The following is a 23,881-nucleotide window of genomic DNA, read 5'->3' on the forward strand; positions in this document are numbered from 1 at the left end:
CCGACCATATCCCGCGCCTCGCGGCCGACAAACGAAAACGCCCCGGCCGTTTCCGGCCGGGGCGTTCTGCATCCTGAAAACCCTTCGGCCTATTTCGGCGCGAGGATCATGATCATCTGACGGCCTTCCATACGCGGCGCGTATTCGACCTTGGCGATCTCGTCGAAATCGGCCTGGACCTTGTTCAGCAGCTTCATGCCGAGCTCGGGGTGGGCCATCTCGCGGCCGCGGAAGCGCAGGGTCACCTTGACCTTGTCGCCCTCGTCGAAGAAGCGGTGCATGGCCTTGGCCTTCACCTCGTAGTCGTGGACGTCGATGTTGGGGCGGAGCTTGATCTCTTTCAGCTCGACGACCTTCTGGCGCTTGCGCGCCTCGGCCTTCTTCTTCTGCTCCTGGAAGCGGAATTTGCCGCCTTGACGGGCGGCTGGTTCATCGGCGCGCGGCGCGCGGATATCCTGGTTCATGGGGGGCCCGTCCTTGACGGGCGGCTGGTTCATCGGACGGCGAATGAGCGTCGGTTCCTTGCGTGGAAGAAGAAGTAGAGTTCTGACAGGCCGGAGCGCGCGACGGTTCGCCGCGTTCCCCTCCAGCGGCCTATATGACCGCGAACGCCCGTCTCTTCAAGGTTTGGCGGGGCCGCCCCCGCCGATGAACGCAGTATGCAGGTCGATCACGGCGTCGAAGACACGCTCCGTGGTCAGCGCCTCGATGGGGGCGAACGCGCCGCGGGTCTCGTTGGAAGCCGCAGTGCGGGTCTTTGGCCCCCAGGGCCCGTACAGCCACCATTCGGTCGGACCGAACAGTCCCAGCGTCGGCCGGCCCGCGGCGGCCGCCACGTGCATCAGCCCGGAATCATTGCCGACGAACAGGGCGGCGCGGTCGATCGCGGCCGCGGAGGCCAGGATGTCGCCCTTGCCGACAAAGTCGATCCCCCGAAGGCCCGCCGCCGCCAGGGCCGGCGCCGCCGGAGGATGGTCGCCCGGGCCGCCGACCAGCATGAAACGCCAGCCGTCGAACCGGGCATCGGCCTTCAGTCTCTCGACAAGCCCGCCCCAGCGATCCGCCGGCCAGCTCTTGCCGGGCTGGTGCGCGATGGGGGCAAGGGCGATGATCGGCCCCGGAGCGGTCGCCAGCTGGGGGTCGATGACGGCGGCGGCTTCGGTCCGCGCCTGATCGTCGAGAAAGATTTCCGGGTCCAGCGGCGCCGCGGCGCCCATCAGGCGCGACACCATCTCCACCTTGCGGACTCCGGTCTCCCACGACCGGTTGTAGACCACGCGCCGTTTCGCCGGGACCAGATAGCTGAGGGCCGAACCCCGGATGTCGATCACGAGGTCCCAGCGGACGCCGACCGCCTGCTTCCACAGGTCGACCCAGTGTCCGGCGAACTTCTTCTTGTCGAGGATGACGACCCGCTCGACGCCGGGCGCCGCGCGGAACAGCGGCGCGGGCGGGCGGCCGCTGGCGACGGTGATCCGCGCGCCCGGAAGCTGACGCCCGATCTCGCGGATCACGCCCGACGAGATGACGCAGTCGCCGATGCGGTTGGAGGTGACGAACAGAACCTTCGGGGCGGTCTGGGGATCGGGCACGCGCTTTGGCCTTCGCTTCATTACGCGGGGTTCGCTATCAGTCCGCGACGGTTTTCGCGAGAGGCGGCTCATGAGCGACGGCATTCAGCGGCTGCGGCGGCCGGACGGCGAGACCCTCGCCTTCCGGCGGATCGAGGGCGACGGTCCGACCGTCGTCTGGATCGGCGGTTTCCGCTCCGACATGGAAGGGACAAAGGCCCTGGTGCTGGACGCGGCGGCCCGCGAGCGGGGCTGGAACTATGTCCGCTACGATCATTTCGCCCACGGCCAGTCGACCGGGGACTGGCGCCAGGCCACCGTCGGCCGCTGGCGCGAGGACGCCATCGGCCTGATCGACAGTCTGGACGGGCCGGTCATTCCGGTCGGGTCGTCGATGGGGGGATGGGTGGCCCTGTTGCTGGCGCTGGCGCGGCCGGACCGAATGGCGGGGCTCGCGCTGGTCAATCCCGCCCACGACTTCACCGAGCGGCTGATGTGGCCCGGCCTTGCCGATCACGAGCGGCAGGCCATCCTGCGCGATGGAGAGACGCTGATCACCGAGGAAGGGCTCGGCGAATATGTCCTGACCCTCGCCATGTTCGAAGAGGCCCGTGACTGGTTGATGCTGGACGCGGCCATTCCGGTCGCCGCGCCCGTGCATATCCTGCAGGGGCGGGCCGACGACGTGGTGCCCTGGGGCCATGCGGTCCGTCTGGTCGAGCGCCTGACCGGAGGCGACATCCGGCTGGACCTGATCGAGGGCGGCGACCATCGCCTGTCCAGCCCGGCGGACCTGGAGCGCCTGATCGAGGCGATTGAACGGATGCGTCGTTGAGCGCTTAAATACAGACCGCATCGCAAGGAGATTCCCTCATGCGCGTCCTGACTTTCGCCCCCGCCCTGCTTCTGCTGGCCGCCGCCGGCTGCGCCCCGACCGCCGGCGTCGACCGCTACGCCTCCGAGCTTCAGCGTCTGTCTGACGACTGCGCCGCCCGGGGCGGCATTCTGTCCCCGACCGGCCAGCAATCGGGCCGACCCCAGACCGACAACGTCTGCAGGATCACCGGCGGCGCCTCGCGGCTGACCAGCGGCGGTTGAGCCTCGTCAGAGCAGGGCGGTGATCGCCGCCCTTGCCGCCTCGCCCAGGTCGGGACGTTTCAGCGCCAGGGCCACATTCGCCCTCAGCAGCCCGATCTTGTCGCCGCAGTCGTGGGTGACGCCCTCATACTCGACGGCCGTGAAGGTCTGTTCCTTCATCAGCCGGGCCATGCCGTCGGTCAGCTGGATCTCGCCGCCCGCGCCGCGCGGCTGATTTTGCAGAATGTCGAAGACTTCCGGCTGCAGGATATAGCGTCCCGAGATCGACAGGTTCGACGGCGCCTCGCCCCGGGGCGGCTTTTCGATCATCCCCTTCATGCGGATGTGGCGGCCGTCCCGATTCTCTGGATCGACGATGCCGTATTTGTGGGTTTCGCTCTCGGGCACAGCCTCCACGCCGATGACGTTGCCGCCGACCTGGGCGTAGACATCGGCCAGCTGTTTCAGCGCACCCGGCTGGGAGTCCACGATGACGTCGGGTAGCAGGACGGCGAACGGTTCATTGCCGATGATATCGCGGGCGCACCAGACGGCGTGGCCGAGGCCCAGCGGCTGCATCTGCCGTGTGAAACTCATTTCGCCGGCCGTCGCCAGTTCGGCGATCATGGCGTCGAGGATGTCGGTCTTGCCCTTGGCCAGAAGCTGGGCCTCGAGTTCGATCTGGTGATCGAAATAGTCCTCGATCGCGCCCTTTGACCGACCGGTGACGAAGACGATGTGCTCGATCCCGGCCTCGCGCGCCTCTTCCACGATGTAGCTGAGGATCGGCCGGTCGACGACGTTCAGCAGTTCCTTGGGCGTGGTCTTGGTGCCGGGCAGAACCCGCGTGCCGAGGCCGGCGACGGGCAGGACGGCCTTGCGAAGGCGGCGGCTGTGAGCGGTCATGCGGAATCCTGAACGGCGGGGTCGGACAGCCTAAACGCATCCGCGCCCGGATGCGATCACTCGACGGTGACGGACTTGGCCAGATTGCGGGGCTGGTCGACGTCCGTGCCCTTCTGGACGGCGGTGTAATAGGCCAGCAGCTGCACCGGGATGGCGTAGACCAGCGGCGCGATCAGCGAGTGGCACGCGGGCGCGTCGACGCGGCGGATGCCGGCGCCGTGCGGATCAGGCGCGGATTTCGGCGCGATCATGATCACCGGCCCGCCGCGCGCGGCCACCTCCTGCAGGTTGGAGGCGGTCTTCTCGAACACTTCGTCCAGCGGGGCGAGGGCGATGATCGGGGTGAATTCGTCGACCAGGGCGATGGGGCCGTGTTTCAACTCGCCGGCGGCATATCCCTCGGCGTGGATATAGCTGATCTCCTTCAGCTTCAGCGCGCCCTCCATGGCCAGGGGGAACATCGCCCCACGACCGAGGAACAGGACGTCTGTGGCCTTGGCGATGTCTTGGGCGACGGCCTTCAGGTCGTCCTCCATCGCCATGGCCTCGGCGATCAGGCGCGGCGCCTCGAACAGGGCCTTGACCAGTGCGACCTCGCGCAAGGGGTCGATATGGCCGCGCTGGACGCCGGCCGCGACGGCGAGCGCCAGCAGGGCGGCGACCTGGGCCGTGAAGGCCTTGGTCGAGGCGACGCCGATCTCGGGGCCCGCGTGGGTGGGCCACAGGTGGCCCGCCTCACGCGCCATCGAGGACGAGTGGACATTGACCAGGGCGGCGGTCTTCAGCCCCTTGGCCTTGCACCAGGACAGGCTGGCCAGGGTGTCGGCGGTTTCACCCGACTGGCTGACCGCGACGGCCAGCGTTCCGGGCGTCAGGGCCGGTTGACGATAACGGAATTCCGAGGCGATCTCGACGTCGCAGGGAAGACCCGCCAGCTTCTCGAACGCATAGCGACCGATCTGGCCGGCGTAGAAGGCGGTGCCGCAAGCCACGATCTGGATCCGGTCGATGGCGGCGAAGTCTGCGGAGTCTGTCTTGGCCTTGCCGTTCACGAAATCGAGGTAGTGCGACAGGGTGTGCTGAACGCTGTCGGGCTGCTCATGGATCTCCTTCTCCATGAAATGCCGGTACTCGCCCTTTTCGACCAGGGCCGACGAGGCCGAGACCTGCACGATCGGCCGCTCGACCGCGGCGCCGTCCACGTCGAACATGCGCGCGCCGTTCCGGTCGACGCCGACATAGTCGCCCTCTTCCAGATAGGAGATCTTCTGGGTGAAGGGGCCGACCGCCAGGGCGTCGGAGCCCAGGTACATCTCGCCCTCTCCCCAGCCGACCACCAGCGGACTGCCGCGTCGGGCGCCCATGATCAACCCGTCCTCGCCCTCGACCAGCACCGCCAGGGCATAGGCCCCGGTCAGCCGGTCCAGCACGGTCTTGAAGGCGACCAGCGGATCGTTGTCGGTCCCCAGCGCACGGTCGATCAAATGGGCCACGACCTCGGTGTCGGTCTGGCTTTCGAAGACATGGCCCTCGGCGGCCAGCTCGGCCTTCAGCTCGGCGAAATTCTCGATGATGCCGTTGTGGACCAGCACCACCCGCCCCGCATGGTGGGGGTGGGCGTTGGCCGTGGTCGGGGCGCCGTGCGTGGCCCAACGGGTGTGGCCGATGCCGATGGTGGCGTTCAGGGGTTCGGCGAGCAGGACCGCTTCCAGCTCGCGGATCTTGCCCTTGGCGCGACGGCGTTCGATGCGGCCATCGACCAGGGCCGCGACGCCGGCGGAGTCATAGCCCCGGTATTCCAGCCGCTTCAGACTGTCGATCAAACGGGGAACCGCCGGGCCGACGCCCGTCACGCCAATGATGCCGCACATAGATAAATCCCTCGGAAATCTGCCTTTCCGTGCTTTGCGCACGGACGGGTAACGGTCTAAGCCGAGCCCGGCTGTCTGGCGCCGATGTAGGCGACAGGCGCCCCGGTTTGCACCTAAAAAGCGGTTTCGCAAGGTTTCTGCGACCGCGACGAGAGGAAGACGACGCTTGGGCGAGAGACGCTATTTCGGCACGGACGGCATCCGCGGACGCGCCAATACCCATCCGATGACTCCCGAGGTGGCGCTGCGGGTCGGGCTGGCGGCCGGGCGGCTGTTCATGTCGTCCGACGACCGTCGCCATCTGGTGGTGATCGGCAAGGACACGCGGTTGTCCGGCTACATGATCGAGCCGGCGCTGGTCGCGGGCTTCGCCTCGGCGGGCATGGACGTTCTGACCTTCGGGCCCCTGCCGACCCCCGGCGTGGCGATGATGACCCGCTCGATGCGGGCCGACATCGGGGTGATGATCTCCGCTTCGCACAACGCCTATCTGGACAATGGCATCAAGCTGTTCGGGCCCGACGGCTACAAGCTGTCGGATGAAGTCGAGTTGAAGATCGAGTCCATGATGGACCAGGCCCTCGACGCGGGCCTCGCGCCCCCGGACAAGCTGGGACGGGTCAAGCGCGTCGACGACGCCCAGGCCCGCTATATCGAGATCGCCAAGGCCAGCTTCCCCAAGGGTCGGAGCCTTCAGGGCCTGCGGATCGCCGTCGATTGCGCCAACGGGGCCGGCTACAAGGTCGCGCCCACGACGCTGTACGAACTCGGCGCCGAGGTCTTCCCGATCGGCGTCGATCCCAACGGGCTGAACATCAACGCGAACTGCGGTTCGACCTATCCCCAGGCCCTGGCCGAGGCGGTCAAGGCCCATCGCGCCGACATCGGCATCGCCCTGGACGGGGATGCGGACCGCGTCATCATCTGCGATGAGAAAGGTCAGGTCGTCGACGGCGATCAGATCATGGCCATGGTGGCCCTGGACTGGGCCAGGCGAGGTCTGCTGGTCGGCGGCGGCGTGGTGGCGACCGTCATGTCCAACCTCGGGATGGAGCGCGCGCTGAACGCGGCCGGACTGACGCTGGAGCGGACCCAGGTCGGCGACCGCTATGTCATGGAGCGGATGCGCCAGGGCGGCTTCAACATGGGCGGCGAACAGTCCGGCCACATCATCCTGCACGACTACGCCACCACCGGCGACGGCCTGCTGTCGGCCCTGCAGGTGCTGGCGGTGATGGTCGAAAGCGGCCGCGCCATGAGCGACCTCGCCCGCCAGTTCGAACCGGTGCCGCAACTGCTCGAGAACGTCCGCTTCACGGCGGGCAAGCCGCTGCAGGACGCCGCGGTCAAGGCGGCCATCGCCGCCGCCGAAGCGCGTCTGGCCGGAGTCGGGCGCCTGCTGGTCCGGCCCTCGGGCACCGAGAAACTGATCCGTGTCATGGCCGAGGGCGATGACGCGGCGCTGGTGAAATCGGTCGTGGCCGACGTGGTCGCGGCGGTGAAGGCGGCGGGGTAGCGGCTCCGAACTGAACGGTGGATCACGACGCCTCCCCGGCGCAGTCTCGCATGATGATTCCCGCACGCCTTCGGGGCGCCCTGTCCTTGATACCAGGCGTGATCGCCTGCGCGGCGGTCACCCTGGCGGCCGTTGGCGCCCAGGCGCTTGAGCTGCGGCTCCTCGGCCGGGGATGGATCGAGGCCATTGTGCTGGCCATTCTGATCGGGGCCGCCGTGCGATCCGTGTGGACTCCGCCCGCCGGCCTGCGGCCCGGGATCGAGTTCAGCGCCCGAACCCTGCTGGAGATCGCGGTGGTGCTGCTGGGCGCCTCGATCAGCGCCGCCACGGTCATGGCCATCGGTCCCGGACTGCTGGCGGGGACCGTCCTGATCGTCGTGCTCGCCCTCGCCGTCAGCTATGGGCTCGGGCGGTTGTTGCATCTGCCGCACCGGATGGCGGTGCTGATCGCGTGCGGCAACGCCATCTGCGGCAACTCGGCCATAGCCGCGGTGGCCCCGGTGATCGACGCCGACGCCGAGGACGTATCCGCCGCCATCGCCTTCACCGCCGTCCTCGGAGTCGGCGTGGTGCTCGTCCTCCCGCTGCTCGGCGTGGCGTTGGGGATGACGGACCTGAACTACGGCGTCCTCGCCGGCCTGACCGTCTATGCCGTGCCCCAGGTGCTGGCCGCCACCATGCCCACGGGCGCGGTGGCGACCCAGGCCGGGACGCTGATCAAGCTGGTCCGCGTGCTGATGCTGGGTCCGGTCTGCCTGTTCCTGGCCGTCGCCACCGCCCTCGGCCGCAGGTCCGACCGCGACGTTCCCGTCCAGGGCGATATGGGAGCGGCCCGGCCGCGCCGGATCTCGGTCGGCCAGCTGGTTCCGTGGTTCATCGTCGGCTTCCTGCTGATGATGGCGGCGCGGTCGCTCGACCTGATCCCCGCCCCTGCCCTGCCGGTGATGGCCGAGGTCGCCACCGCCCTGACACTGATCTCGATGGCCGGCCTGGGGCTGAGCACCGACGCCCGCGCCGTCGCCCGCTCGGGCGTCCGCATCGCCGCCGTCGTCACCCTGTCGCTGCTGTCGCTGATCGGCCTGGCCCTCGGCCTGATCGGGTTGCTCGGGGTCTTCTGAGGTTCGGCGCGGTCGCTGGATTCAGAGCCGCGCACCCGCCAGCGTTCCGACCAGGCCTTCGATCCGCTTGCGGATATCAGGCACGGCGACGGTCTCCCAGAAGGCCGCGCGAGCCGGCGGACCCAGGACGAACAGCGAGCGGTCGGGCGCGCCCGTCGCATCGAGGACCCGGCCCTCCGCATCGAGATCCAGCCCGAGTCCCAGGGGGTCCAGCCGGGCCCGGCCCGATCCGATCAGCGGACCCGTCAGGGGCGCGGTCGCGGGATCGTGCCCCGGCCCGGTGCAGTCGATCAGCCAGCGGCCCGTCAGCGGGGCGGGCGACCCGCCCCGCCGCGGCGTCCACGCCAGCGTGATCCCTTCGCCGGTCTGTTCGGCGCGGCGGACGCGACCGGCGAGGATGACCAGCCGGCCGTCGGCTTCCAGCCTCTCCATCGTGCCCGCGACGCTGTCGGCGATGCGGTGCCGGTGAACGTCCCACCAAGGGCGCAGGTGACGGAGGAAGCGGGCGCGGGTCGCGGGGTCGGCGGCGACCCACACGGCGGCTGTGATCGGGCGCAGCCCCTCCATGACGCCGCGCCAGTCGTCCCCGGCCGAAAGCCGCCGGGCCTCGGCCACCCGTCGCGAAAGGGGCCCCGATGTCAGCGCGTCGCCCGGCGAGACCGGAGGGTCGTGGCGCCCTCCGTGGGCGCGGGGCGTCAGCCCGCGTCGCGACAGCGCCGTCGCCCGGCCGCGCCAGCCGCGAGCCTGCAGCCACAGCATGATATCGACCATGGTCAGGCCGGTGCCGAGAATGATCACATCGTCCTCCGGACCGATAATATCCAGGGCGTCGGGCCGCCACGGATCGCCGATCACCTGGTCCGGGCCGTCCGCGCGGAGCGTATCCGCGGTTCCCGGGGCCGGGTTGCCGGTGGCCAGGACCACGGCGTCGGCCTCGATCCGCCGTCCGTCCGAGAGGCGCACGGCCGTTCCCGCAACGGCGACGGCCTCGCCGACGACCCGCGTGATCAGGCCCGGTTGGGCGGCCTCGGCCCGCGCGAGCCGGTCCTCGACATAGAGGCCGTACAGCCGGCGCGGCGTGAAGCCTTCCGGATCGGCGTGGTCGGGATGGTGCGCCTCCAGCCAGCGCACGAAGTCGTCGGGCCGTCCCTCGACCGCGCTCATCCGGTTCGAGCGCACATTCAGCACATGGCCGTCGAACCCGGTCGAATAGGCGACGCCCGGACCGAAGACGCCGGTCCGGTCGATCAGGACCGAGGCGACGCTCCGCTCGGCCAGCCGCGCGGCCAGCATGGCGCCGGAGAAGCCGCCGCCGACGATGGCGACGCGCTGGATGGTTCCAGCCTCGCGCGCCGGGGCGGTCATCGCCGGTTCAGTCCCGCTCGATGCACATGGCCACGCCCATGCCGCCGCCGATGCACAGCGTCGCCAGACCCTTCTTCGCATCGCGCCGCTTCATCTCGTGCAGCAGGGTGGTCAGGATGCGGGCGCCGGAGGCGCCGATGGGGTGGCCGATGGCGATGGCGCCGCCGTTGACGTTGACCTTGTCAGGATCGAGCCCGAGTTCGCGCAGGACGCACAGGCTCTGGGCGGCGAAGGCCTCGTTGGACTCGACCAGGTCGAGATCGGCGACGGTCCAGCCCGCCTTCTCCAGCGCCTTCCTCGAGGCCGGGATCGGGCCCGTGCCCATGACCGCCGGATCGACGCCGGCCGTGGCGGAGGAGACGATCCGGGCGAGGACTTCAAGGCCGCGCGCCTTCGCCTCGTCGGCGCTCATCAGCACCAGGGCGGCGGCGCCGTCGTTGAGGCCCGAGGCGTTGGCGGCGGTGACCGAGCCTTCCTTGGTGAAGGCCGGGCGCAGCTTCTCCATGGCTTCAAGGGTTGCGCCGTGGCGAATGAACTCGTCCTTGTCGACGACCACGTCGCCCTTCCTCGAGGCGATGGTCACGGGGACGATCTCGTCGTCGAAGCGGCCGGCCTTCTGGGCCGCCTCGGCCTTGTGCTGGCTGGCGACGGCGAAGGCGTCCTGGTCGGCGCGGCTGATCCGGAACTGTTCGGCGACGTTCTCGGCCGTCTGGCCCATGTGATAGCCGTTGAAGGCGTCCCACAGCCCGTCCCGGATCATGGTGTCGATCAGCGACAGGTCGCCCATCTTCTGGCCGGTGCGCAGGTGCTGGGCGTGGGGCGCCTGGCTCATGCTCTCCTGGCCGCCGGCGACGACGATCCTGGCGTCGCCGAGGGCGATCTGCTGCGCGCCGATGGCGACGGCGCGCAGGCCCGAGCCGCAGATCTGGTTCAGACTCCAGGCCGCCGTCTCCTTCGGGATGCCCGCGCCCATGGCCGCCTGCCGCGCCGGTCCCTGACCCGCCGCCGCCTGAAGCACGTGGCCGAGGATGACCTCGTCCACGTCGGCCGCATCCACTCCGGCCCGCTCCAGCGCGGCGCGGATGGCGATCTCGCCCAGTTTCGACGCCGGCAGGCTGGACAGGCCGCCGAGGAAGGCGCCGACCGGCGTGCGGGCGGCGGAGACGATGACGACGTCGATGGACATGCAGCAACCTCGGAACGGGGCCGCGGGGCGGGGGAGCGCCGGGCCATGGAAAACGAAACCTCTACGCCCGTCGGGGGCGTTAGGTCGCGGGAAACAAGTCGTGGCGTTTCTGCCGCATCGCAACGCCTTCGTCACGCCTGACAGCGCCGTTCACCGCATGGTCACCGGGTCCGCTCCATGTTCGCGGGAACGAATAGAGCGACAAAGGCTTGATGGTGGCCATGCTCACGCGATTGAAGAATGTGTTCGTCCAGGTCTGCGTGCCGGACGAACTGGATATGGTCGAGCACTACCGCTCGCCCGCCGAAAAGACGGCCGACCTCGTCGTGCACGTCGTCGGCCTGACGCTGGCCGCCGTGGGCGGGATCGTGCTGGCGGTGCTGGCCGCCCTCTACGTCGGCCTCGGCGCCGTCGCCGCCACGGCCATCTATGCGCTGTGCCTGATCGCCATGCTGGCCGCCTCGACCGTCTACAACCAGACGCGTCCCTGCGCCGCGCGGCCGATCCTGCGCCGCATGGACGAGGCGGCGATCTTTCTGATGATCGCCGGCAGCTACACCCCCTTCACCACCCAGCGCTTCGAGGGCGCCTGGTCGATCGGCTTCACCCTGCTGGTCTGGGCCATCGCCATCGCCGGGGTCGGGGCCAAGCTGGTCGCGCCGCGGATTTCCGACGCCTTCTGGGCCGGGGTCTACGCCCTGTTCGGCTGGCTGGCCGTGATCGCCCTGAAGCCCATGATCGACACCGTTCACCCGATCGCGCTCGGCCTGCTGGTGCTGGGGGGGTTGATCTACACCGCCGGCGTGTTCGTCTTCATCAGCCCGAGGGTGAAATTCCGCCGCGCCATCTGGCACGGCTTCGTCGTCACCGGCGCGACCGTCCACTGGGCCGCGGTGCTGGTSGGCGTCGTCCTGGCYCCSGCCGCCGCSGGCGTCGGCTAGACATTCCCGTSCGCAGCGCAGCATAGTGCGGCGTTGCAACAGGAACGAGGATCGCGCGTGGCTGACAGGAAGTCCGGAGCCGGCGAAACCGTCGTCATCAAGAAATACGCCAACCGCCGCAGCGCAGCATAGTGCGGCGTTGCAACAGGAACGAGGATCGCGCGTGGCTGACAGGAAGTCCGGAGCCGGCGAAACCGTCGTCATCAAGAAATACGCCAACCGCCGCCTCTACAAYACGGCGACCTCGGCCTATGTGACGCTGGAAGATCTGGCGAAAATGGTGCGCGAGGGGACGGAATTCGTCGTCTATGACGCCAAGACCAACGACGACCTGACGCGCCAGATCCTKACCCAGATCATCTTCGAGGAAGAGAGCCGGGGCGAGGCCCTGCTGCCGGTSCAGTTCCTSCGCCAGCTGATCGGCTTCTACGGCGGCCAGATGCAGGGCGTCCTGCCCAGCTATCTGGAGATGTCGCTCGACAATTTCAGCCGCCAGCAGGAGCAGATCCGCGGCCAGTTCTCCAAGGCCTTCGGCGCCGCGCCGGGGGCGGGTCTGATCGACGAGGCGGTCAAGCGCAACATGGCCATGTTCAGCGACGCCATGAAGATGTGGCCGGGCTTCGGCGCCCTGACGCCCGGCGCGATGGCGGCGGCCTCGGCCGCGAGATCCGCGGCCAGTTCTCCAAGGCTTTCGGGGCCGCTGGACAATTTCAGTCGCCAGCAGGAGCAGATCCGCGGCCAGTTCTCCAAGGCTTTCGGGGCCGCGCCCGGCGCCGGCCTGATGGACGAGGCGGTCAAGCGCAACATGGCCATGTTCAGCGACGCCATGAAGATGTGGCCSGGCTTCGGCGCCCTGACGCCCGGCGCGATGGCGGCGGCCTCGGCCGCGACCGAGCCCAGGGCCGCGCCGGCCGCCGATCCGCTGGAGGAGATGCGCCGCCAGATGGACGAGATGCGCAGCCAGCTGGACAAACTGGCCAAGCCTCCCGGCAAGGGCGACTGACATGGGCGACGAGATCCGCGCCGTGGGTCCCGTCGAACGCCGCGACGAGCGCCGCTCGGCCGAACGGCGCGCAGCCGAACGCCGGGCCGCGGCCGGGTCGCGCGCCCTGACCGTCGCCGAATTCGTCGCCGAGCCCGCCCCGCCCCCGGCAAGACCTGCCCCGGCCCCGGCGTCCGACGCCTCGGCGGCCGCCTTCGCCGCCCAGATGATCGGACAGACCGGACAACGGCGCGGCCTCAAGGGCGGCCCGCCCGTGCTCGACGCGGCCCGCTCCGCCTACCTCGGGACCGAACACTCCGGCGCCAACGAGCGGCGTCCCCGGCCCGGCAAGGCGGAAGACACCGACATCTGAGCCCGCGGCACGGTCCTTGCTGAACGACGGGTGTTCAAGCCTCGTTCGGGACCGCCGCCATGCTGACCTTCATCGCCCGCACCGTCGACGTCGCCGTCGTCGCCCTGATTTTCGTGGCGTTTTCGTAAGGCCGGATCGGCGAGCTCCAGGAGCTTGATCTTCAAATTCATCGTCCTCGGGCTTGTCCCGAGGACCACCGCGCAGGGTGAAGCGCTCGCCGGCATCGCTGCCGGAAAGTGCGGGGAGGTCGCGGAGCGCGGGCGGCTAGCCCGGAACCGGAGATGGCCCCCTGCTTTCGCTTTGCGGGGACCGGGATGTGTTTTCGGCGTCGCCGCCTTCGCTCCGCGCGACCGGTTCACACAGGCAGGACGCTGAGGGCTTCTGCACGGCCTGCCGGGGGTCTTCAGTCCCCTGCGCTTTTCACCGTTTACTCCCTGGACGTCCCGAGGCCCGCGACGGGCGGAGAGCGGCCAGGCTCCCCGGGCTCCGCGGTTTCGGTTTCCCCCGCAGACAGTCCCGCACCCTCCCGTGGGCCGGAGCCGGAGCCCCCACCTCGATACGGATGCGGTTTCCCGCTCGATCGCACCCCGCCGCACGTTGATGGCCCTGGCGCCAGACGCCCTCCCCCGCGACGGGATGCAGATATTATGGGGTCGCCGGGGGGCGGTGCTGACAATAGAGTTTGGGAAAATCGTAAGGTGTTGAGAAGGCAGGATGTTTTCCCGCCAACCCGACTATATATCCGGCCGGCAGCGTCACGCCTTCGCGCTCCCCATCACCGTGCATCCCCGCCTCGCGGGGGCGCACGGGTCATGTGTCGGGCGGTCACCGCCGGGATGGGCGGATCAAGGGCGCTCAGCCGCCGCTGGCGAAGTCGAGGTCCTTGCGGGCGGAGATGATGGTGACGATGAAGCCGGCGAGGACGTCCAGCATGACCATCGTCACGATCAGGAAGAAGGTCGAGGTGGCGAAGCCCTTGATCAGCAGGAATTCGACCAGGCAGATCACGAACAGGATCATCGACAGGGCGTGATTGACGATCGCGACCTTCTGGCTGGAGGTCGACTTCAGCAGTTCGAAGAACAGCAGGATCAGCGACAGGAACAGGATCATGTCGCCCACGCCGACATTCCAGACCGAGCCTGAGGTCATGGGGATGGAGAACAGAACGTCCCGGAGACTGCCGTCCGCCGCCACGGCGCCGGCGCCGCCGACCGCGCCGGTCAGGACGACGATGTTGTACAGGATCACCGGGATCATCAGCAGCGGGATGGCGATCAGCATGGCGGGCTCCATCATCGGTCAGCGCGCATAACGGCCGCGCTTGTTAACCCTGCATACCCCGGTTCGATCCGTTCAGCCATGCCGGTTCGCCGCGCCCGGAGAGCCGCTCAGAACTCGCTGATCGCGCCGGGCCGCCGCGACCGGGTTTTCAGCCACATGACGCCCATCAGATCCGACAGCGACGCCATCAGCCGCCCCCAGTTGGTGTATTTCGACTGGCCCGTCTCGCGATGGCGGTGATCGACGTCGAGATAGAGGTTCTGATAGCCCTCGCGGATCATCAGGGCCGGCAGGTAGCGGTGGATGTGATCGAAATAGGGCAGGCGCAGGAAGGCGTCGCGCCGGAAGGCCTTGAGCCCGCAGCCGGTGTCGTCGGCGTCGTCGCCCAGCAGCGTCTTGCGGATGCGGTTGGCCCAGATCGAGGCCTGACGCTTGGCCGCGGAATCCTGCCGTTTGGCCCGGCGACCGCCGACAAGAGCCACCGACGACGGCGACGAGGCGAGCAGATCGGCGAGCTTCGGCGCGTCCGCCGGCGGGTTCTGGCCGTCGCCGTCGAGGGTCACCACGATCGGCGCCCGGGCGGCCAGGACGCCAGTGCGCACGGCCCGGCTCTGGCCCGCATTCGATCCGTGGCTGAGCACCCGCAGGGCCGGCAGTTCGGCCATCAGGCCGCGCAGTTCGGCCAGGGTGGCGTCCCGCGAGGCGTCGTCCACGAACACCATCTCGTACGAGCGTCCGGCGAAGGCCTCGGCGATCTCGCGGGCCAGGGGACCGGCGGCGCCCTCCTCGTTATGGACCGGGACGACGACGGAGATGTCGGGGATGGCTGCGTTCATCCTGGCTCTCTAGCCGGTTTCGGCGGGATGCGGGAGATGGCGCCCGCCTCCGCATCCGCGGCCGGCGCTCTAACAATGTGACGGGCGGAAAGGCCGTGATAGGAAGATGGGCATGATCGCCTCCGACCTTGACCGATACATCGCCGGCTGGCGCGGGCCCCTGCTCGCGGCCCTGATCGCCCTGTTCGCGGGTCTGCCGGTGCTGATGCTGCTGCCGCCGCTGGACCGCGACGAGAGCCGCTACGCCCAGGCCACCTCGCAGATGCTGGAGAGCGGCGACTTCATCGACATCCGCTACCAGGACGAGCCGCGCTGGAAGAAGCCGGTCGGCATCTACTGGATGCAGGCCGTGGCGGTGGCGATGACCTCGAAGGTCGAGAACCGCGACATCGCCCCCTATCGCATCCCGTCGCTGCTGGGGGCCATGCTGGCCGCCGCCGCCTGCGCCTGGGCCGGCGCGGCCATGTTCGGCCAGAGGGCCGGCTTCCTCGCCGGCGCGATTCTCGGGGCCAGTTTCCTGCTATCGACCGAGGCGGGCATCGCCAAGACCGACGCCATGCTGTGCGGCGCGGTGACCCTGGCCATGGCGGGGCTGGCGCGCATCTATCTGGCGGCGCGGGCGGGCGAGGCGCCGCGAAGGCCGTGGAAGCTGGCCTTCTGGCTCGGGCTGGGCCTGTCCATCCTCATCAAGGGTCCGATCGGCCTGCTGGTCATCGCGCCCGCCATACTGGCCCTGTCGATCTGGGACCGGGACGGCTCGTGGCTGAGGCGGCTGGGCTGGGGCTGGGGCCTGCCGCTGGTGGCCCTGATCGTCGGACCGTGGGCCATCGCCATCACCATCGCCACCGACGGCGGCTTCTGGCGCGAGGCCATCGGCGGCGATCTGGCGCCCAAGGTGGCGGGCGGCGATGAGGGCCACGGCGTCCTGCCCGGCTTCTATCTGCTGATCGCCCCGCTGCTGTTCTTCCCGGCCACCCTGCTGCTGCCCGCCGCCGTCTCGACCGGCTGGAGCCGGCGGGCCGAGCCGGCGGTCCGCTTCCTGGTCTGCTGGGTGGTTCCGGCCTGGCTGATCTTCGAGCTGACCCCGACCAAACTGGCCCACTACACCCTGCCGACCTTCGGCGGACTGGCCCTGCTGGCCGCCGCCGCCGTGATGCGGCCGGTCGGACGGATATCGCGCTACGCCGGGGTGGGGCTGACCCTGTTCGTGGGCGGCCTGCTCGTCGTCGGCGCGGTCTGGCTGCTGACCGAGTATGGCAAGTCCACCGCCCAGACCTGGGCGACCCTGACCATCGTCTTCGCCATCCTGGCCAGTCTGGTCGGGGCCTTTCTGATGCTGCACCGGGCGGCGGTGACGGCCCTGCTGGTGTCGCTGACCCTCGGCCTTCTCGCCCACGCCGCCCTGGCCGGGACCCTGCGCCAGCTGCGCCCCCTGGCGGTGGCGCCGCAGCTCGAGAAGGTGCTCGAACGGGCCGACCTGCATCCGCGCCAGGGCCGCGCCGGGCCGGTGGCGATCACCAGCTTCCATGAACCCAGCTTCGTCTTCCTGATCGGCAAGGACACTGAACTGACCGACGCCGAAGGGGCCGCCCGCGCCCTGGCCGAGGGACGGCCCGCCATCGTCGAGGAAGGCGACGCCGACGCCTTCCGCGACGCCGCCGCCCGGCTGGGGGTGACCGGCCGCGCCGTGGGCGTGGTCGACGGCCACAACTATTCCAAGGGCGATGACGTCAGCCTGACCGTCTACGCCCCGCCCGGGATCGCGCCTGCGTCGGCGCCGGCCCCATGAGCCGCCCGATCACCATCGTCGAGGTCGGTCCGCGCGACGGCCTGCAGAACGAAAAGGCGATCCTCGAACCCGCCGTCCGCGCCGATCTGGTCCGGCGACTGGAGGCGGCGGGGGCGCGGCGGATCGAGGCGGTCAGCTTCGTCCATCCCAAATACGTGCCGCAGATGGCCGGGGCCGAAGAGGTCATGGCCGCCCTGCCGCAGGAGGCGGGACGCAGCCGCATCGGCCTGGTGCTGAACGGCAAGGGCTATGACCGGGCCCTGGGCACGGCGGTGGACGAGGTCAATGTGGCGATGTCGGTCACCGACGGCTTCGGGCTGAAGAACCAGGGTCTGACGGTGGACCAGCAGGTCGGGATGCTGGCCGACATCGTCGCCGGACGACAGAACGCGGAAGGGGCGCCGGGGGCGACGCCCTCGCTGTCGGCCACCCTGTCCTGCGTCTGGGGCTGTCCGTTCGACGGCGAGGTGTCGACGGACCGGGTCGCCGATCTGGTCGGACGGATCGCGGCCCTGGGCGTGGCTGAGATCGCCCTGGCCGACACCATCGGCGTCGGCGATCCGTGGAGCGTGACGAAGACGGTCGAGGCCGCCCGCAAGGCCGCGCCCGAGGCGACCCTGCGGCTGCATTTCCACGACACGCGCAACACCGGCCTGGCCAACGCCTATGCCGGCGTCGAGGCCGGGGTGGACGTGCTGGACGCCTCGGTCGGGGGCATCGGCGGCTGTCCGTTCGCGCCGGGCGCCACGGGCAATATCGCCACCGAGGACCTGGTCTATATGCTGGAGCGGGCGGGGTTCGACACCGGCTACGATCTCGACGCCCTGATCGGCACCGCCCGCTGGATCGGCGGGAAGATCGGTCGGCCGGCGCCGAGCGCGCTGAGCCGGGCGGGCGGCTGGCCGAAGGGCTGACGGCCGCTTTTCAGCAACTGCTCAGATTTCGCTCATGCCGCTCAGGCGGGACTCCGGCATCGTCCCGTCATCGGTAACCGAGGGACGGCGACATGAACGTGACCAACCAGGATCTGGACCAGCTGTGGAAGGCCCTGCGGATGTTGGGCTGGGGGGCGGTGGCCCTGATCATGACGGCGCCTCTGGTCGCCATGCAGTTCACCAGCGAGGTCAACTGGACCCTCAGCGACTTCGTCTTCGCCGGCGTGCTGCTGATCGGCGGCGGGGCCGTGATCGAGCTGGTCGCCTGGCGTGTCCGCAATCCGGTCATCCGGATCGGGTTCTCGCTGTTCGTCATCGCCATCGTCGCCCTGGTCTGGATCGAGGGCGCGGTGGGGATTTTCCACTAGGGGTCAGAGGTTCAGCAGCGCCGGGTCGCCGCCCTGGGCGGAGATGTTGTTGCTGATGGCCTTCTCCGACGCATAGCGGATCAGGCTGTAGGGGCCGCCGGCCTTGGGTCCCGTGCCGGACAGGCCCTCGCCGCCGAAGGGCTGGACGCCGACCACCGCGCCGATGATCGAGCGGTTGATGTAGACGTTGCCGGCCGGGACCAGGCGGGTGACCTCCTCGGCGAAGGCCTCGATGCGGCTGTGAACGCCGAGGGTCAGGCCGTAGCCGCGTTGGGCCAGTTTCGAGGCCGTCTGCTTCAGTTCGGACGGGTGATAGCGGCAGACGTGCAGGATGGGGCCGAAGACCTCGCGCTCCAGATAGTCGGGGGTCGGGATCTCGGCGATGGTCGGGGCGAACAGGTGTCCCTTGTCCGAGCCCGCCGGCAGTTCGGCGCGGGCGACGATCTTCGCGTCGCCTTCGAGACGCTTGAGGTGGGCGTCGAGCATGCCCTTCGCATCCGCGTCGATGACGGGGCCGATGTCGGTGGCGGGGTCGGCGGGGTCGCCCACAACCTGGGCGGCCAGGGCGCCCTTGAGGCCCTCGATCAGGGCGTCGGCGGCGTCGTGCGGGACATAGAGCAGACGCAGGGCCGAGCAGCGCTGGCCCGAGGAGCCGAAGGCCGACAGGATGACGTCGTCGATGACCTGTTCCTTCAGCGCCGTGGTGTCGACGAACATGCCGTTCAGGCCGCCGGTCTCGGCGATGAAGGGGATGATGGCGCCGGGGCGGGCGGCGATGGACTTGTTGATCAGCGTCGCCGTGTCGGTGCCGCCGGTGAAGGCGACGCCGTCGATGCCGGGGTGCGAAACCAGCGCCGCGCCGACGGTCTCGCCGCGTCCGGGGACGAGGGCCAGCAGGTTCGGGTCCAGACCGGCCCTGACGTAGAGGCGCACGGCCTCGGCGGCGATCAACGGTGTCTGTTCGGCGGGCTTGGCCAGCACGGCGTTGCCGGCGGCCAGGGCGGCGACGATCTGGCCGGTGAAGATGGCCAGGGGGAAGTTCCACGGGCTGATGCAGGCGAAGACGCCGCGGCCGTGCAGCGCTTCGCGCGACAGCAGGGCGACCAGACGATCCATGTCGGCCTCCAGCGCGTCGGCCATGGCGCGCAGGACGGGGGCGCGGCCCGCGCCGCCCTTGCGGTCCCAGGCGACCTGGGCCTTGGCCGCGGCGTTCACGGCCGTGTCAATGTCGGCCGTGCTCGCTTCCGAGACGTGGCCCAGCACCTGGGTCGTGTCGAACGGATTGGTCACGGGCTGGGGGTTGGTCCCGGCCTTCAGCTTGCCGCCGATGATCGGGCCCGAGGTCAGCTTCTCGGCGTCGACCTTTTCGAGGGCGGCGGCGTGCCGGTCGCGGTCGGCGGCCTGGGAATAGTCGCGGCCCAGCGAGTTCTGGCGGTCCATGTACATGTCCTTGGGGGTCGGAATCTTGGCGTGGCGGTCGGGGTGGGCCTCGACGGCGGAGATGGGGTCGGCGGCGACGGCGGCGGCGGGCACCCGCTCGTCCAGCAGGGCGTGGACGAAGGAGGAGTTGGCCCCGTTCTCGAGCAGGCGGCGGACCAGATAGGGCAGCAGGTCCTCATGCCCGCCGACGGGCGCATAGGCGCGCACCGTGACGGGGCCGAAGGCGTCGCGGGCGGCGTCGTAGAGCGCCTCGCCCATGCCGTGCAGGCGCTGGAATTCGATCTTCACGCCGCGCTCGGACGCCATCTGGCGGACGGCGGCCAGCGAGTGGGCGTTGTGGGTGGCGAACTGGCTGTAGATGTGGGGCGCGGCCTCGATCATCGCCTTGGCGCAGACGAGGTAATTCAGGTCGGTCGCGGCCTTGGTGGTGAAGACCGGATAGTCGGTGCGGCCGAAGACCTGGGCGCGCTTGATCTCGGTGTCCCAGTAGGCGCCCTTGACCAGACGGAGGGCNCGAACTGGCTGTAAATGTGGGGCGCGGCCTCGATCATCAGCTTCGCGCAGACGAGGTAGTTGAGCGAACTGGCTGTAAATGTGGGGCGCGGCCTCGATCATCAGCTTCGCGCAGACGAGGTAGTTGAGATCGGTCGCGGCCTTGGTGGTGAAGACCGGATAGTCGGTGCGGCCGAAGACYTGGGCGCGCTTGATCTCGGTGTCCCAGTAGGCGCCCTTGACCAGACGGACCATCAGGCGGCGGCCCGAGGTCCGCGCCAGGTCGGCGACGCGGCGGATCACCTCGGGGCAACGCTTCTGATAGGCCTGGACCGCGAGGCCGAGGCCGGTCCAGCCGCCGAGGTCCGGTTCGCGGGCGAGGCGGTCCAGCAACTTCAGCGACAGGGCGAGGCGGTCGGCCTCTTCCGCGTCCATGGTGAAGTTGATGTCGTGCTTCGCGGCGATGCGGGCCAGCCGCAGGATGCGCGGATAGAGTTCGTCCCAGACGCGCGCCTCGTGCGTGGCCTCGTAGCGCGGCGACAGGGCCGAGAGCTTGACCGAGACGCCGTGGCCGGCCTCGGGGCCCTGGCCTTTCGCGGTCTTGCCGACGGCCTCGATGGCGTCGGCGTAGATCTTTTCATAGCGCTCGGCGTCGTGGGCGGTGCGGGCGCCCTCGCCCAGCATGTCGAAGCTGCACAGCCAGCCCTCGCGGTTGGCGCGTTTCAGGGCGGCCTCGATGGTGCGGCCGACGACGAACTGCTCGCCCATGATGCGSACSGCGGCGGCGACGGCCTCGCGGATCACSGGYTCSCCCAGRCGGCCGACGATGCGCTTGAGGAAGCCGGGCAGGTCGGTGCGGGCCTCCTCGTCGACGTCGACSAGCTTGCCGGTCAGCATCAGSCCCCAGGTCGAGGCGTTGACGAACAGGCTGTCGGACTGGCCGAGGTGGGACGACCAGTCGGCCGAGCCGATCTTTTCGGCGATCAGGGCCAGTCGGAGCCCCCAGGTCGAGGCGTTGACGAACAGGCTGTCGGACTGGCCGAGGTGGGACGACCAGTCGGCCGAGCCGATCTTTTCGGCGATCAGGCGATCGCGGGTGTCCTCGTCGGGGGTGCGCAACAGGGCCTCGGCCAGACACATCAGGGCCAGGCCTTCGCGGGTGCCGAGCGAGAATTCCTGCAGGAAGCTTTCGACCACCCCCTGCTTCTTGACGCTGCGGCGGGCGTGTTCGACCAGGCCGACGGCGGCGGACAGGACGGCGGCGCGCTCGGCCCCGTCGAGCGGCATATTGGCCAGCAGGCCCCGCACCGTGGCGGTTTCGTCGGCGAACTTGCCCTGATCCAGCGTATCCCAGTCCTGGGAGAGGGCGACCGGCGGCGAGACGTGTGCGTTCATGGCGGGCGTCCTAGACGCTTTTGCGACGGAACGGGAGGGGGATGCGGCGTCTCGCCAACGGCCGCATCAGGCGCTAGAGGTTGCGACCGATCAACGGCGGAGCCACCCGGCCCATATGCGCATCGTTCTGGCCACCGACGCCTGGGAGCCCCAGGTCAACGGCGTCGTCCGCACCCTGACCCGCACCCATATGCGCATCGTTCTGGCCACCGACGCCTGGGAGCCCCAGGTCAACGGCGTCGTCCGCACCCTGACCCGCACCGTGGCGGAATGCCGGGGCATGGACCATGAGGTCGACGTCATCGAACCCAGCCAGTTCAAGACCATCCCCTGCCCCACCTATCCGGAAATCCGGCTGGCCCTGGGGGCCGAGGAAGAGATTCGCGAACGGCTGCGCGCCTTCGAGCCCGAGGCCGTGCACATCGCCACCGAAGGCCCGATCGGCATCGCCACGCGTCGCATCTGCGTGGAGTGGAAGCTGCCCTTCACGACCAGCTATCACACCAAATTCCCCGAATATGTCTCGGCGCGGTTCCCGATCCCGGTGCAGGTCGGCTACGCCTATATGAAGTGGTTCCACAAGCCGTCGGGCCGGCTGATGGTGGCCACGCCGACGCTGCGCGACGCAGTGCAGGTCGGCTACGCCTATATGAAGTGGTTCCACAAGCCGTCGGGCCGGCTGATGGTGGCCACGCCGACGCTGCGCGACGAGCTGGTGGCGCACGGATTCAAGAACGTCTCGCCGTGGACGCGCGGCGTCGACACCGAACAGTTCAACCCCGACCTGCCGCGCATCTACGAGGAGCTGGGCGGCAAGGACTGGCCGCGTCCCTTCTTCCTCAATGTCGGCCGCGTGGCCGTCGAGAAGAATATCGAGGCCTTCCTCGAGACCGACCTGCCGGGGACCAAGATCGTCGTCGGCGACGGGCCGGCGCGGGCCGAGCTGGAAGAGAAATATCCGGAGGCGAAATTCCTCGGCGCCCGCTTCGGCGAGGCGCTGGCGCGGTGTTTCCGCGACGCCGACGTCTTCGTCTTCCCCAGCTGGACCGACACCTTCGGCCTGGTGATCCTCGAAGCCATGGCCACGGGCACGCCGGTCGCGGCCTATCCGGCGCATGGGCCGATCGACATCATCCCGGGCTCCAACGCGGGGGCCATCGACAAGGACCTGCGCACGGCCTGTCTGAAGGCGCTGGAATGCGACCGCGCCGCCGTGCGCGCCTATGCCGAAAAATTCAGCTGGCGCGCCTCGGCGGAGGAGTTCGTCGAGAACCTGCAGCCCTATCCGGAGCCCGAGCGCGGCCGCTTCTGGCGACGTCTGCGCCGGATCGCGCGGTTGCGGCGGAAGGCGGCGGCCTAAACGCGCCTCTCCCTCCCCTTCATGGGGAGGGTGGTCGCGCAGCGACCGGGTGGGGAATTCCAGACGCACCCCCACCCTGTCGCCGCTTCGCGTCGACATCCCTCCCCATGAAGGGGAGGGAGAGGCGAATGCCTACTTCGCCGGCGCGGTCATCGGCGTCATGGCCGCGGCCACGGCGCGCTGGGCGGCCAGTTGGTCGGCGGGCAGCGGCACCAGGCCGCGGTCCTGCAGATAGCCGCCGCGGCCGGCCGAGGCCTCGGACATGAATTCGGCGACGAACTGCTCCAGCCCCGGGGTCACGCCGACGTGCTGCTTCTTGACGTAGATGTAGAGGCTGCGGGCCAGCGGATAGGTGCCGTCGGCGATGGTTTCGGCCGTCGGGGCGACGCCGTCGATGGTCTCGGGCTTCACCGTGTCGAGGTTCTGCTCGAGGAAGGAGAAGCCGAACACGCCCAGCGAGCCGGGAGTGCGGCTGAGGGTCTGGACGATGGCGTTGTCGTTCTCGCCCGAGTCGATCCAGGCGTTGTCCTCGCGCAGGGTGTGGGCGAGGGTCTCGAAGCGGTCCTTGTCAGCGTCCTTGATCGCCTTCAGGGCCGGGATCAATTCGGCGCCCGGGGCCATGCCGAGTTCGAGGAAGGCGTCGCGGGTGCCCGAGGTGGGGGGCGGGCCGTAGACCTGGATGCGCTGGTTCGGCAGAGCCGGATTGACCTGGTTCCAGCTCGTGGCCGGGTTGGCGACAAAGGCGCCGCCGGCGCCCGGAACTTCCTTGGCCAGACCGGTGTAGAGGTCCTGCAGACGGAAGTTGAAGCTGTTCCCCGTGCGGGCCGTGGCGATGACGATGCCGTCGAAGCCGATCTTGATCTCGACGATGTCGGTGACGCCGTTTGTCCGGCACAGCTCGAACTCGGACGCCTTCATCGGCCGCGAGGCGTTGGCGATGTCAGGCGTGTTCGGGCCGACGCCCTGGCAGAAGGCCTGGATGCCGCCGCCGGTGCCCAGCGATTCGACGCGCGGCGCGGCGCCGCCCGAGGTGCGGGCGAAATTCTCGGCCACGCGGGTGGCGAAGGGGAAGACGG

At 69.4% G+C, this 23,881-nt stretch carries 21 protein-coding genes and 2 pseudogenes; 11 read left to right on the forward strand and 12 right to left on the reverse strand.

The window, feature by feature from the left end; genetic code table 11:
• Positions 1-89 precede the first annotated feature (89 nt).
• Positions 90-497 carry a translation initiation factor IF-3 gene (infC, locus tag ASD25_RS10825; RefSeq protein WP_056617253.1) on the reverse strand — a complete coding sequence of 136 codons (408 nt, stop codon included), beginning with the start codon at positions 495-497 and terminating at the stop codon, positions 90-92.
• A 123-nt stretch (positions 498-620) separates the two neighbouring features.
• Entirely contained in the window at positions 621-1,613 is a 993-nt protein-coding gene (locus tag ASD25_RS10830; RefSeq protein WP_055827437.1) for a glycosyltransferase family 9 protein, read from the reverse strand.
• Positions 1,614-1,662: 49 nt separating this feature from the next.
• Between ASD25_RS10830 and ASD25_RS10835 the strand changes: the two genes are divergently transcribed.
• Positions 1,663-2,406 carry an alpha/beta fold hydrolase gene (locus tag ASD25_RS10835; protein ID WP_055827434.1) on the forward strand — a complete coding sequence of 248 codons (744 nt, stop codon included), beginning with the start codon at positions 1,663-1,665 and terminating at the stop codon, positions 2,404-2,406.
• A gap of 38 nt (positions 2,407-2,444) precedes the next feature.
• Positions 2,445-2,669: a hypothetical protein gene (locus tag ASD25_RS10840; protein ID WP_055827431.1), complete on the forward strand. Its 225-nt coding sequence runs from the start codon at positions 2,445-2,447 to the stop codon at positions 2,667-2,669.
• Between the two features lie 6 nt (positions 2,670-2,675).
• Here ASD25_RS10840 and galU read toward each other — a convergent pair whose 3' ends face one another.
• Positions 2,676-3,554, reverse strand: coding sequence for a UTP--glucose-1-phosphate uridylyltransferase GalU (galU, locus tag ASD25_RS10845; protein ID WP_055827429.1), 879 nt, complete (start codon positions 3,552-3,554; stop codon positions 2,676-2,678).
• A gap of 56 nt (positions 3,555-3,610) precedes the next feature.
• Positions 3,611-5,425, reverse strand: a complete 1,815-nt coding sequence (gene glmS / locus ASD25_RS10850) for a glutamine--fructose-6-phosphate transaminase (isomerizing) (RefSeq protein WP_055827426.1) — start codon at positions 5,423-5,425, stop codon at positions 3,611-3,613.
• 166 nt (positions 5,426-5,591) lie between these two features.
• Between glmS and glmM the strand changes: the two genes are divergently transcribed.
• Both glmM and ASD25_RS10860 read left to right on the forward strand, forming a co-directional pair.
• The gene (gene glmM, locus ASD25_RS10855; RefSeq protein ID WP_055827423.1) at positions 5,592-6,941 is read left to right on the forward strand and encodes a phosphoglucosamine mutase; all 1,350 of its coding nucleotides are present in this window, start codon (positions 5,592-5,594) and stop codon (positions 6,939-6,941) included.
• Between the two features lie 98 nt (positions 6,942-7,039).
• Positions 7,040-8,059: a YeiH family protein gene (locus ASD25_RS10860; RefSeq protein ID WP_235562704.1), complete on the forward strand. Its 1,020-nt coding sequence runs from the start codon at positions 7,040-7,042 to the stop codon at positions 8,057-8,059.
• A gap of 21 nt (positions 8,060-8,080) precedes the next feature.
• On the opposite strand, the gene ASD25_RS10865 is transcribed toward ASD25_RS10860, so the two are convergent.
• From ASD25_RS10865 to ASD25_RS30375, 3 genes are all read right to left on the reverse strand, one after another.
• Positions 8,081-9,424 carry an FAD/NAD(P)-binding protein gene (locus ASD25_RS10865; protein ID WP_055827421.1) on the reverse strand — a complete coding sequence of 448 codons (1,344 nt, stop codon included), beginning with the start codon at positions 9,422-9,424 and terminating at the stop codon, positions 8,081-8,083.
• 7 nt (positions 9,425-9,431) lie between these two features.
• Positions 9,432-10,610 carry an acetyl-CoA C-acetyltransferase gene (locus ASD25_RS10870; RefSeq protein ID WP_055827418.1) on the reverse strand — a complete coding sequence of 393 codons (1,179 nt, stop codon included), beginning with the start codon at positions 10,608-10,610 and terminating at the stop codon, positions 9,432-9,434.
• 79 nt (positions 10,611-10,689) lie between these two features.
• Positions 10,690-10,833 carry a hypothetical protein gene (locus tag ASD25_RS30375; protein WP_156389277.1) on the reverse strand — a complete coding sequence of 48 codons (144 nt, stop codon included), beginning with the start codon at positions 10,831-10,833 and terminating at the stop codon, positions 10,690-10,692.
• Between ASD25_RS30375 and ASD25_RS10875 the strand changes: the two genes are divergently transcribed.
• The 3 genes and pseudogenes from ASD25_RS10875 to ASD25_RS10885 all read left to right on the forward strand — a co-directional run bounded on the left by ASD25_RS10875 (position 10,832) and on the right by ASD25_RS10885 (position 12,906).
• Positions 10,832-11,551 (forward strand): hemolysin III family protein, encoded by a 720-nt coding sequence (locus tag ASD25_RS10875; protein WP_055829613.1) that lies wholly within the window; start codon positions 10,832-10,834, stop codon positions 11,549-11,551. The two genes, ASD25_RS30375 and ASD25_RS10875, sit on opposite strands and share 2 nt — an antisense overlap.
• A 163-nt stretch (positions 11,552-11,714) precedes the next feature.
• Positions 11,715-12,180 (forward strand): annotated as a pseudogene (gene phaR / locus ASD25_RS30380) (polyhydroxyalkanoate synthesis repressor PhaR); the annotation flags it as partial.
• A 375-nt stretch (positions 12,181-12,555) separates the two neighbouring features.
• On the forward strand, positions 12,556-12,906 hold the full coding sequence (locus ASD25_RS10885) for a hypothetical protein (RefSeq protein WP_055827414.1): 351 nt from the start codon (positions 12,556-12,558) through the stop codon (positions 12,904-12,906).
• An 855-nt stretch (positions 12,907-13,761) separates the two neighbouring features.
• On the opposite strand, the gene ASD25_RS10890 is transcribed toward ASD25_RS10885, so the two are convergent.
• A complete protein-coding gene (locus ASD25_RS10890) occupies positions 13,762-14,190 on the reverse strand; it encodes a hypothetical protein (protein ID WP_082560007.1) in 429 nt (142 codons plus the stop codon).
• 107 nt (positions 14,191-14,297) lie between these two features.
• Positions 14,298-15,026, reverse strand: a complete 729-nt coding sequence (locus ASD25_RS10895) for a glycosyltransferase family 2 protein (RefSeq protein ID WP_055827408.1) — start codon at positions 15,024-15,026, stop codon at positions 14,298-14,300.
• Positions 15,027-15,138: 112 nt separating this feature from the next.
• Between ASD25_RS10895 and ASD25_RS10900 the strand changes: the two genes are divergently transcribed.
• The 3 genes from ASD25_RS10900 to ASD25_RS10910 all read left to right on the forward strand — a co-directional run bounded on the left by ASD25_RS10900 (position 15,139) and on the right by ASD25_RS10910 (position 18,118).
• Positions 15,139-16,815, forward strand: a complete 1,677-nt coding sequence (locus ASD25_RS10900; protein WP_055829611.1) for a glycosyltransferase family 39 protein — start codon at positions 15,139-15,141, stop codon at positions 16,813-16,815.
• Positions 16,812-17,729, forward strand: coding sequence for a hydroxymethylglutaryl-CoA lyase (locus ASD25_RS10905; RefSeq protein ID WP_055827404.1), 918 nt, complete (start codon positions 16,812-16,814; stop codon positions 17,727-17,729). The genes ASD25_RS10900 and ASD25_RS10905 overlap by 4 nt, the downstream gene beginning before the upstream one ends.
• Positions 17,730-17,821: 92 nt before the next feature.
• Positions 17,822-18,118 carry a hypothetical protein gene (locus ASD25_RS10910; protein WP_200943598.1) on the forward strand — a complete coding sequence of 99 codons (297 nt, stop codon included), beginning with the start codon at positions 17,822-17,824 and terminating at the stop codon, positions 18,116-18,118.
• Between the two features lie 3 nt (positions 18,119-18,121).
• On the opposite strand, the gene ASD25_RS29335 is transcribed toward ASD25_RS10910, so the two are convergent.
• A partial coding sequence (locus ASD25_RS29335) for a proline dehydrogenase family protein (protein ID WP_156389278.1) occupies positions 18,122-20,071 on the reverse strand: 1,950 nt, incomplete at its 5' end.
• Position 20,072: 1 nt separating this feature from the next.
• Positions 20,073-21,445, reverse strand: a pseudogene (locus tag ASD25_RS29340) (proline dehydrogenase family protein); the annotation flags it as partial.
• A gap of 190 nt (positions 21,446-21,635) precedes the next feature.
• On the opposite strand from ASD25_RS29340, the gene ASD25_RS10920 reads away from it, so the two are divergent.
• Positions 21,636-22,805, forward strand: coding sequence for a glycosyltransferase family 1 protein (locus ASD25_RS10920; protein WP_056617263.1), 1,170 nt, complete (start codon positions 21,636-21,638; stop codon positions 22,803-22,805).
• Positions 22,806-22,937: 132 nt separating this feature from the next.
• Here the strand turns inward: ASD25_RS10920 and ASD25_RS10925 are convergent.
• Positions 22,938-23,881: substrate-binding domain-containing protein (locus tag ASD25_RS10925; protein WP_056617257.1), on the reverse strand; the 944-nt coding region annotated here is incomplete at its 5' end.

The organism is Brevundimonas sp. Root1423 (assembly GCF_001426805.1).

What these genes read in the sequence shown, in the direction of transcription:
- ASD25_RS10835 (WP_055827434.1), top strand. Translation starts at nt 1,663, where the DNA reads ATGAGCGACGGCATTCAGCGGCTGCGGCGGCCGGACGGCGAGACCCTC.
- galU (WP_055827429.1), bottom strand. Translation starts at nt 3,554, where the DNA reads ATGACCGCTCACAGCCGCCGCCTTCGCAAGGCCGTCCTGCCCGTCGCC.
- glmS (WP_055827426.1), bottom strand. Translation starts at nt 5,425, where the DNA reads ATGTGCGGCATCATTGGCGTGACGGGCGTCGGCCCGGCGGTTCCCCGT.
- ASD25_RS10830 (WP_055827437.1), bottom strand. Translation starts at nt 1,613, where the DNA reads ATGAAGCGAAGGCCAAAGCGCGTGCCCGATCCCCAGACCGCCCCGAAG.
- ASD25_RS10905 (WP_055827404.1), top strand. Translation starts at nt 16,812, where the DNA reads ATGAGCCGCCCGATCACCATCGTCGAGGTCGGTCCGCGCGACGGCCTG.
- ASD25_RS10920 (WP_056617263.1), top strand. Translation starts at nt 21,636, where the DNA reads ATGCGCATCGTTCTGGCCACCGACGCCTGGGAGCCCCAGGTCAACGGC.
- ASD25_RS10910 (WP_200943598.1), top strand. Translation starts at nt 17,822, where the DNA reads ATGAACGTGACCAACCAGGATCTGGACCAGCTGTGGAAGGCCCTGCGG.
- ASD25_RS10890 (WP_082560007.1), bottom strand. Translation starts at nt 14,190, where the DNA reads ATGCTGATCGCCATCCCGCTGCTGATGATCCCGGTGATCCTGTACAAC.
- ASD25_RS10895 (WP_055827408.1), bottom strand. Translation starts at nt 15,026, where the DNA reads ATGAACGCAGCCATCCCCGACATCTCCGTCGTCGTCCCGGTCCATAAC.
- ASD25_RS10885 (WP_055827414.1), top strand. Translation starts at nt 12,556, where the DNA reads ATGGGCGACGAGATCCGCGCCGTGGGTCCCGTCGAACGCCGCGACGAG.
- ASD25_RS10900 (WP_055829611.1), top strand. Translation starts at nt 15,139, where the DNA reads ATGATCGCCTCCGACCTTGACCGATACATCGCCGGCTGGCGCGGGCCC.
- ASD25_RS30375 (WP_156389277.1), bottom strand. Translation starts at nt 10,833, where the DNA reads ATGGCCACCATCAAGCCTTTGTCGCTCTATTCGTTCCCGCGAACATGG.
- ASD25_RS10870 (WP_055827418.1), bottom strand. Translation starts at nt 10,610, where the DNA reads ATGTCCATCGACGTCGTCATCGTCTCCGCCGCCCGCACGCCGGTCGGC.
- infC (WP_056617253.1), bottom strand. Translation starts at nt 497, where the DNA reads ATGAACCAGCCGCCCGTCAAGGACGGGCCCCCCATGAACCAGGATATC.
- ASD25_RS10865 (WP_055827421.1), bottom strand. Translation starts at nt 9,424, where the DNA reads ATGACCGCCCCGGCGCGCGAGGCTGGAACCATCCAGCGCGTCGCCATC.
- ASD25_RS10840 (WP_055827431.1), top strand. Translation starts at nt 2,445, where the DNA reads ATGCGCGTCCTGACTTTCGCCCCCGCCCTGCTTCTGCTGGCCGCCGCC.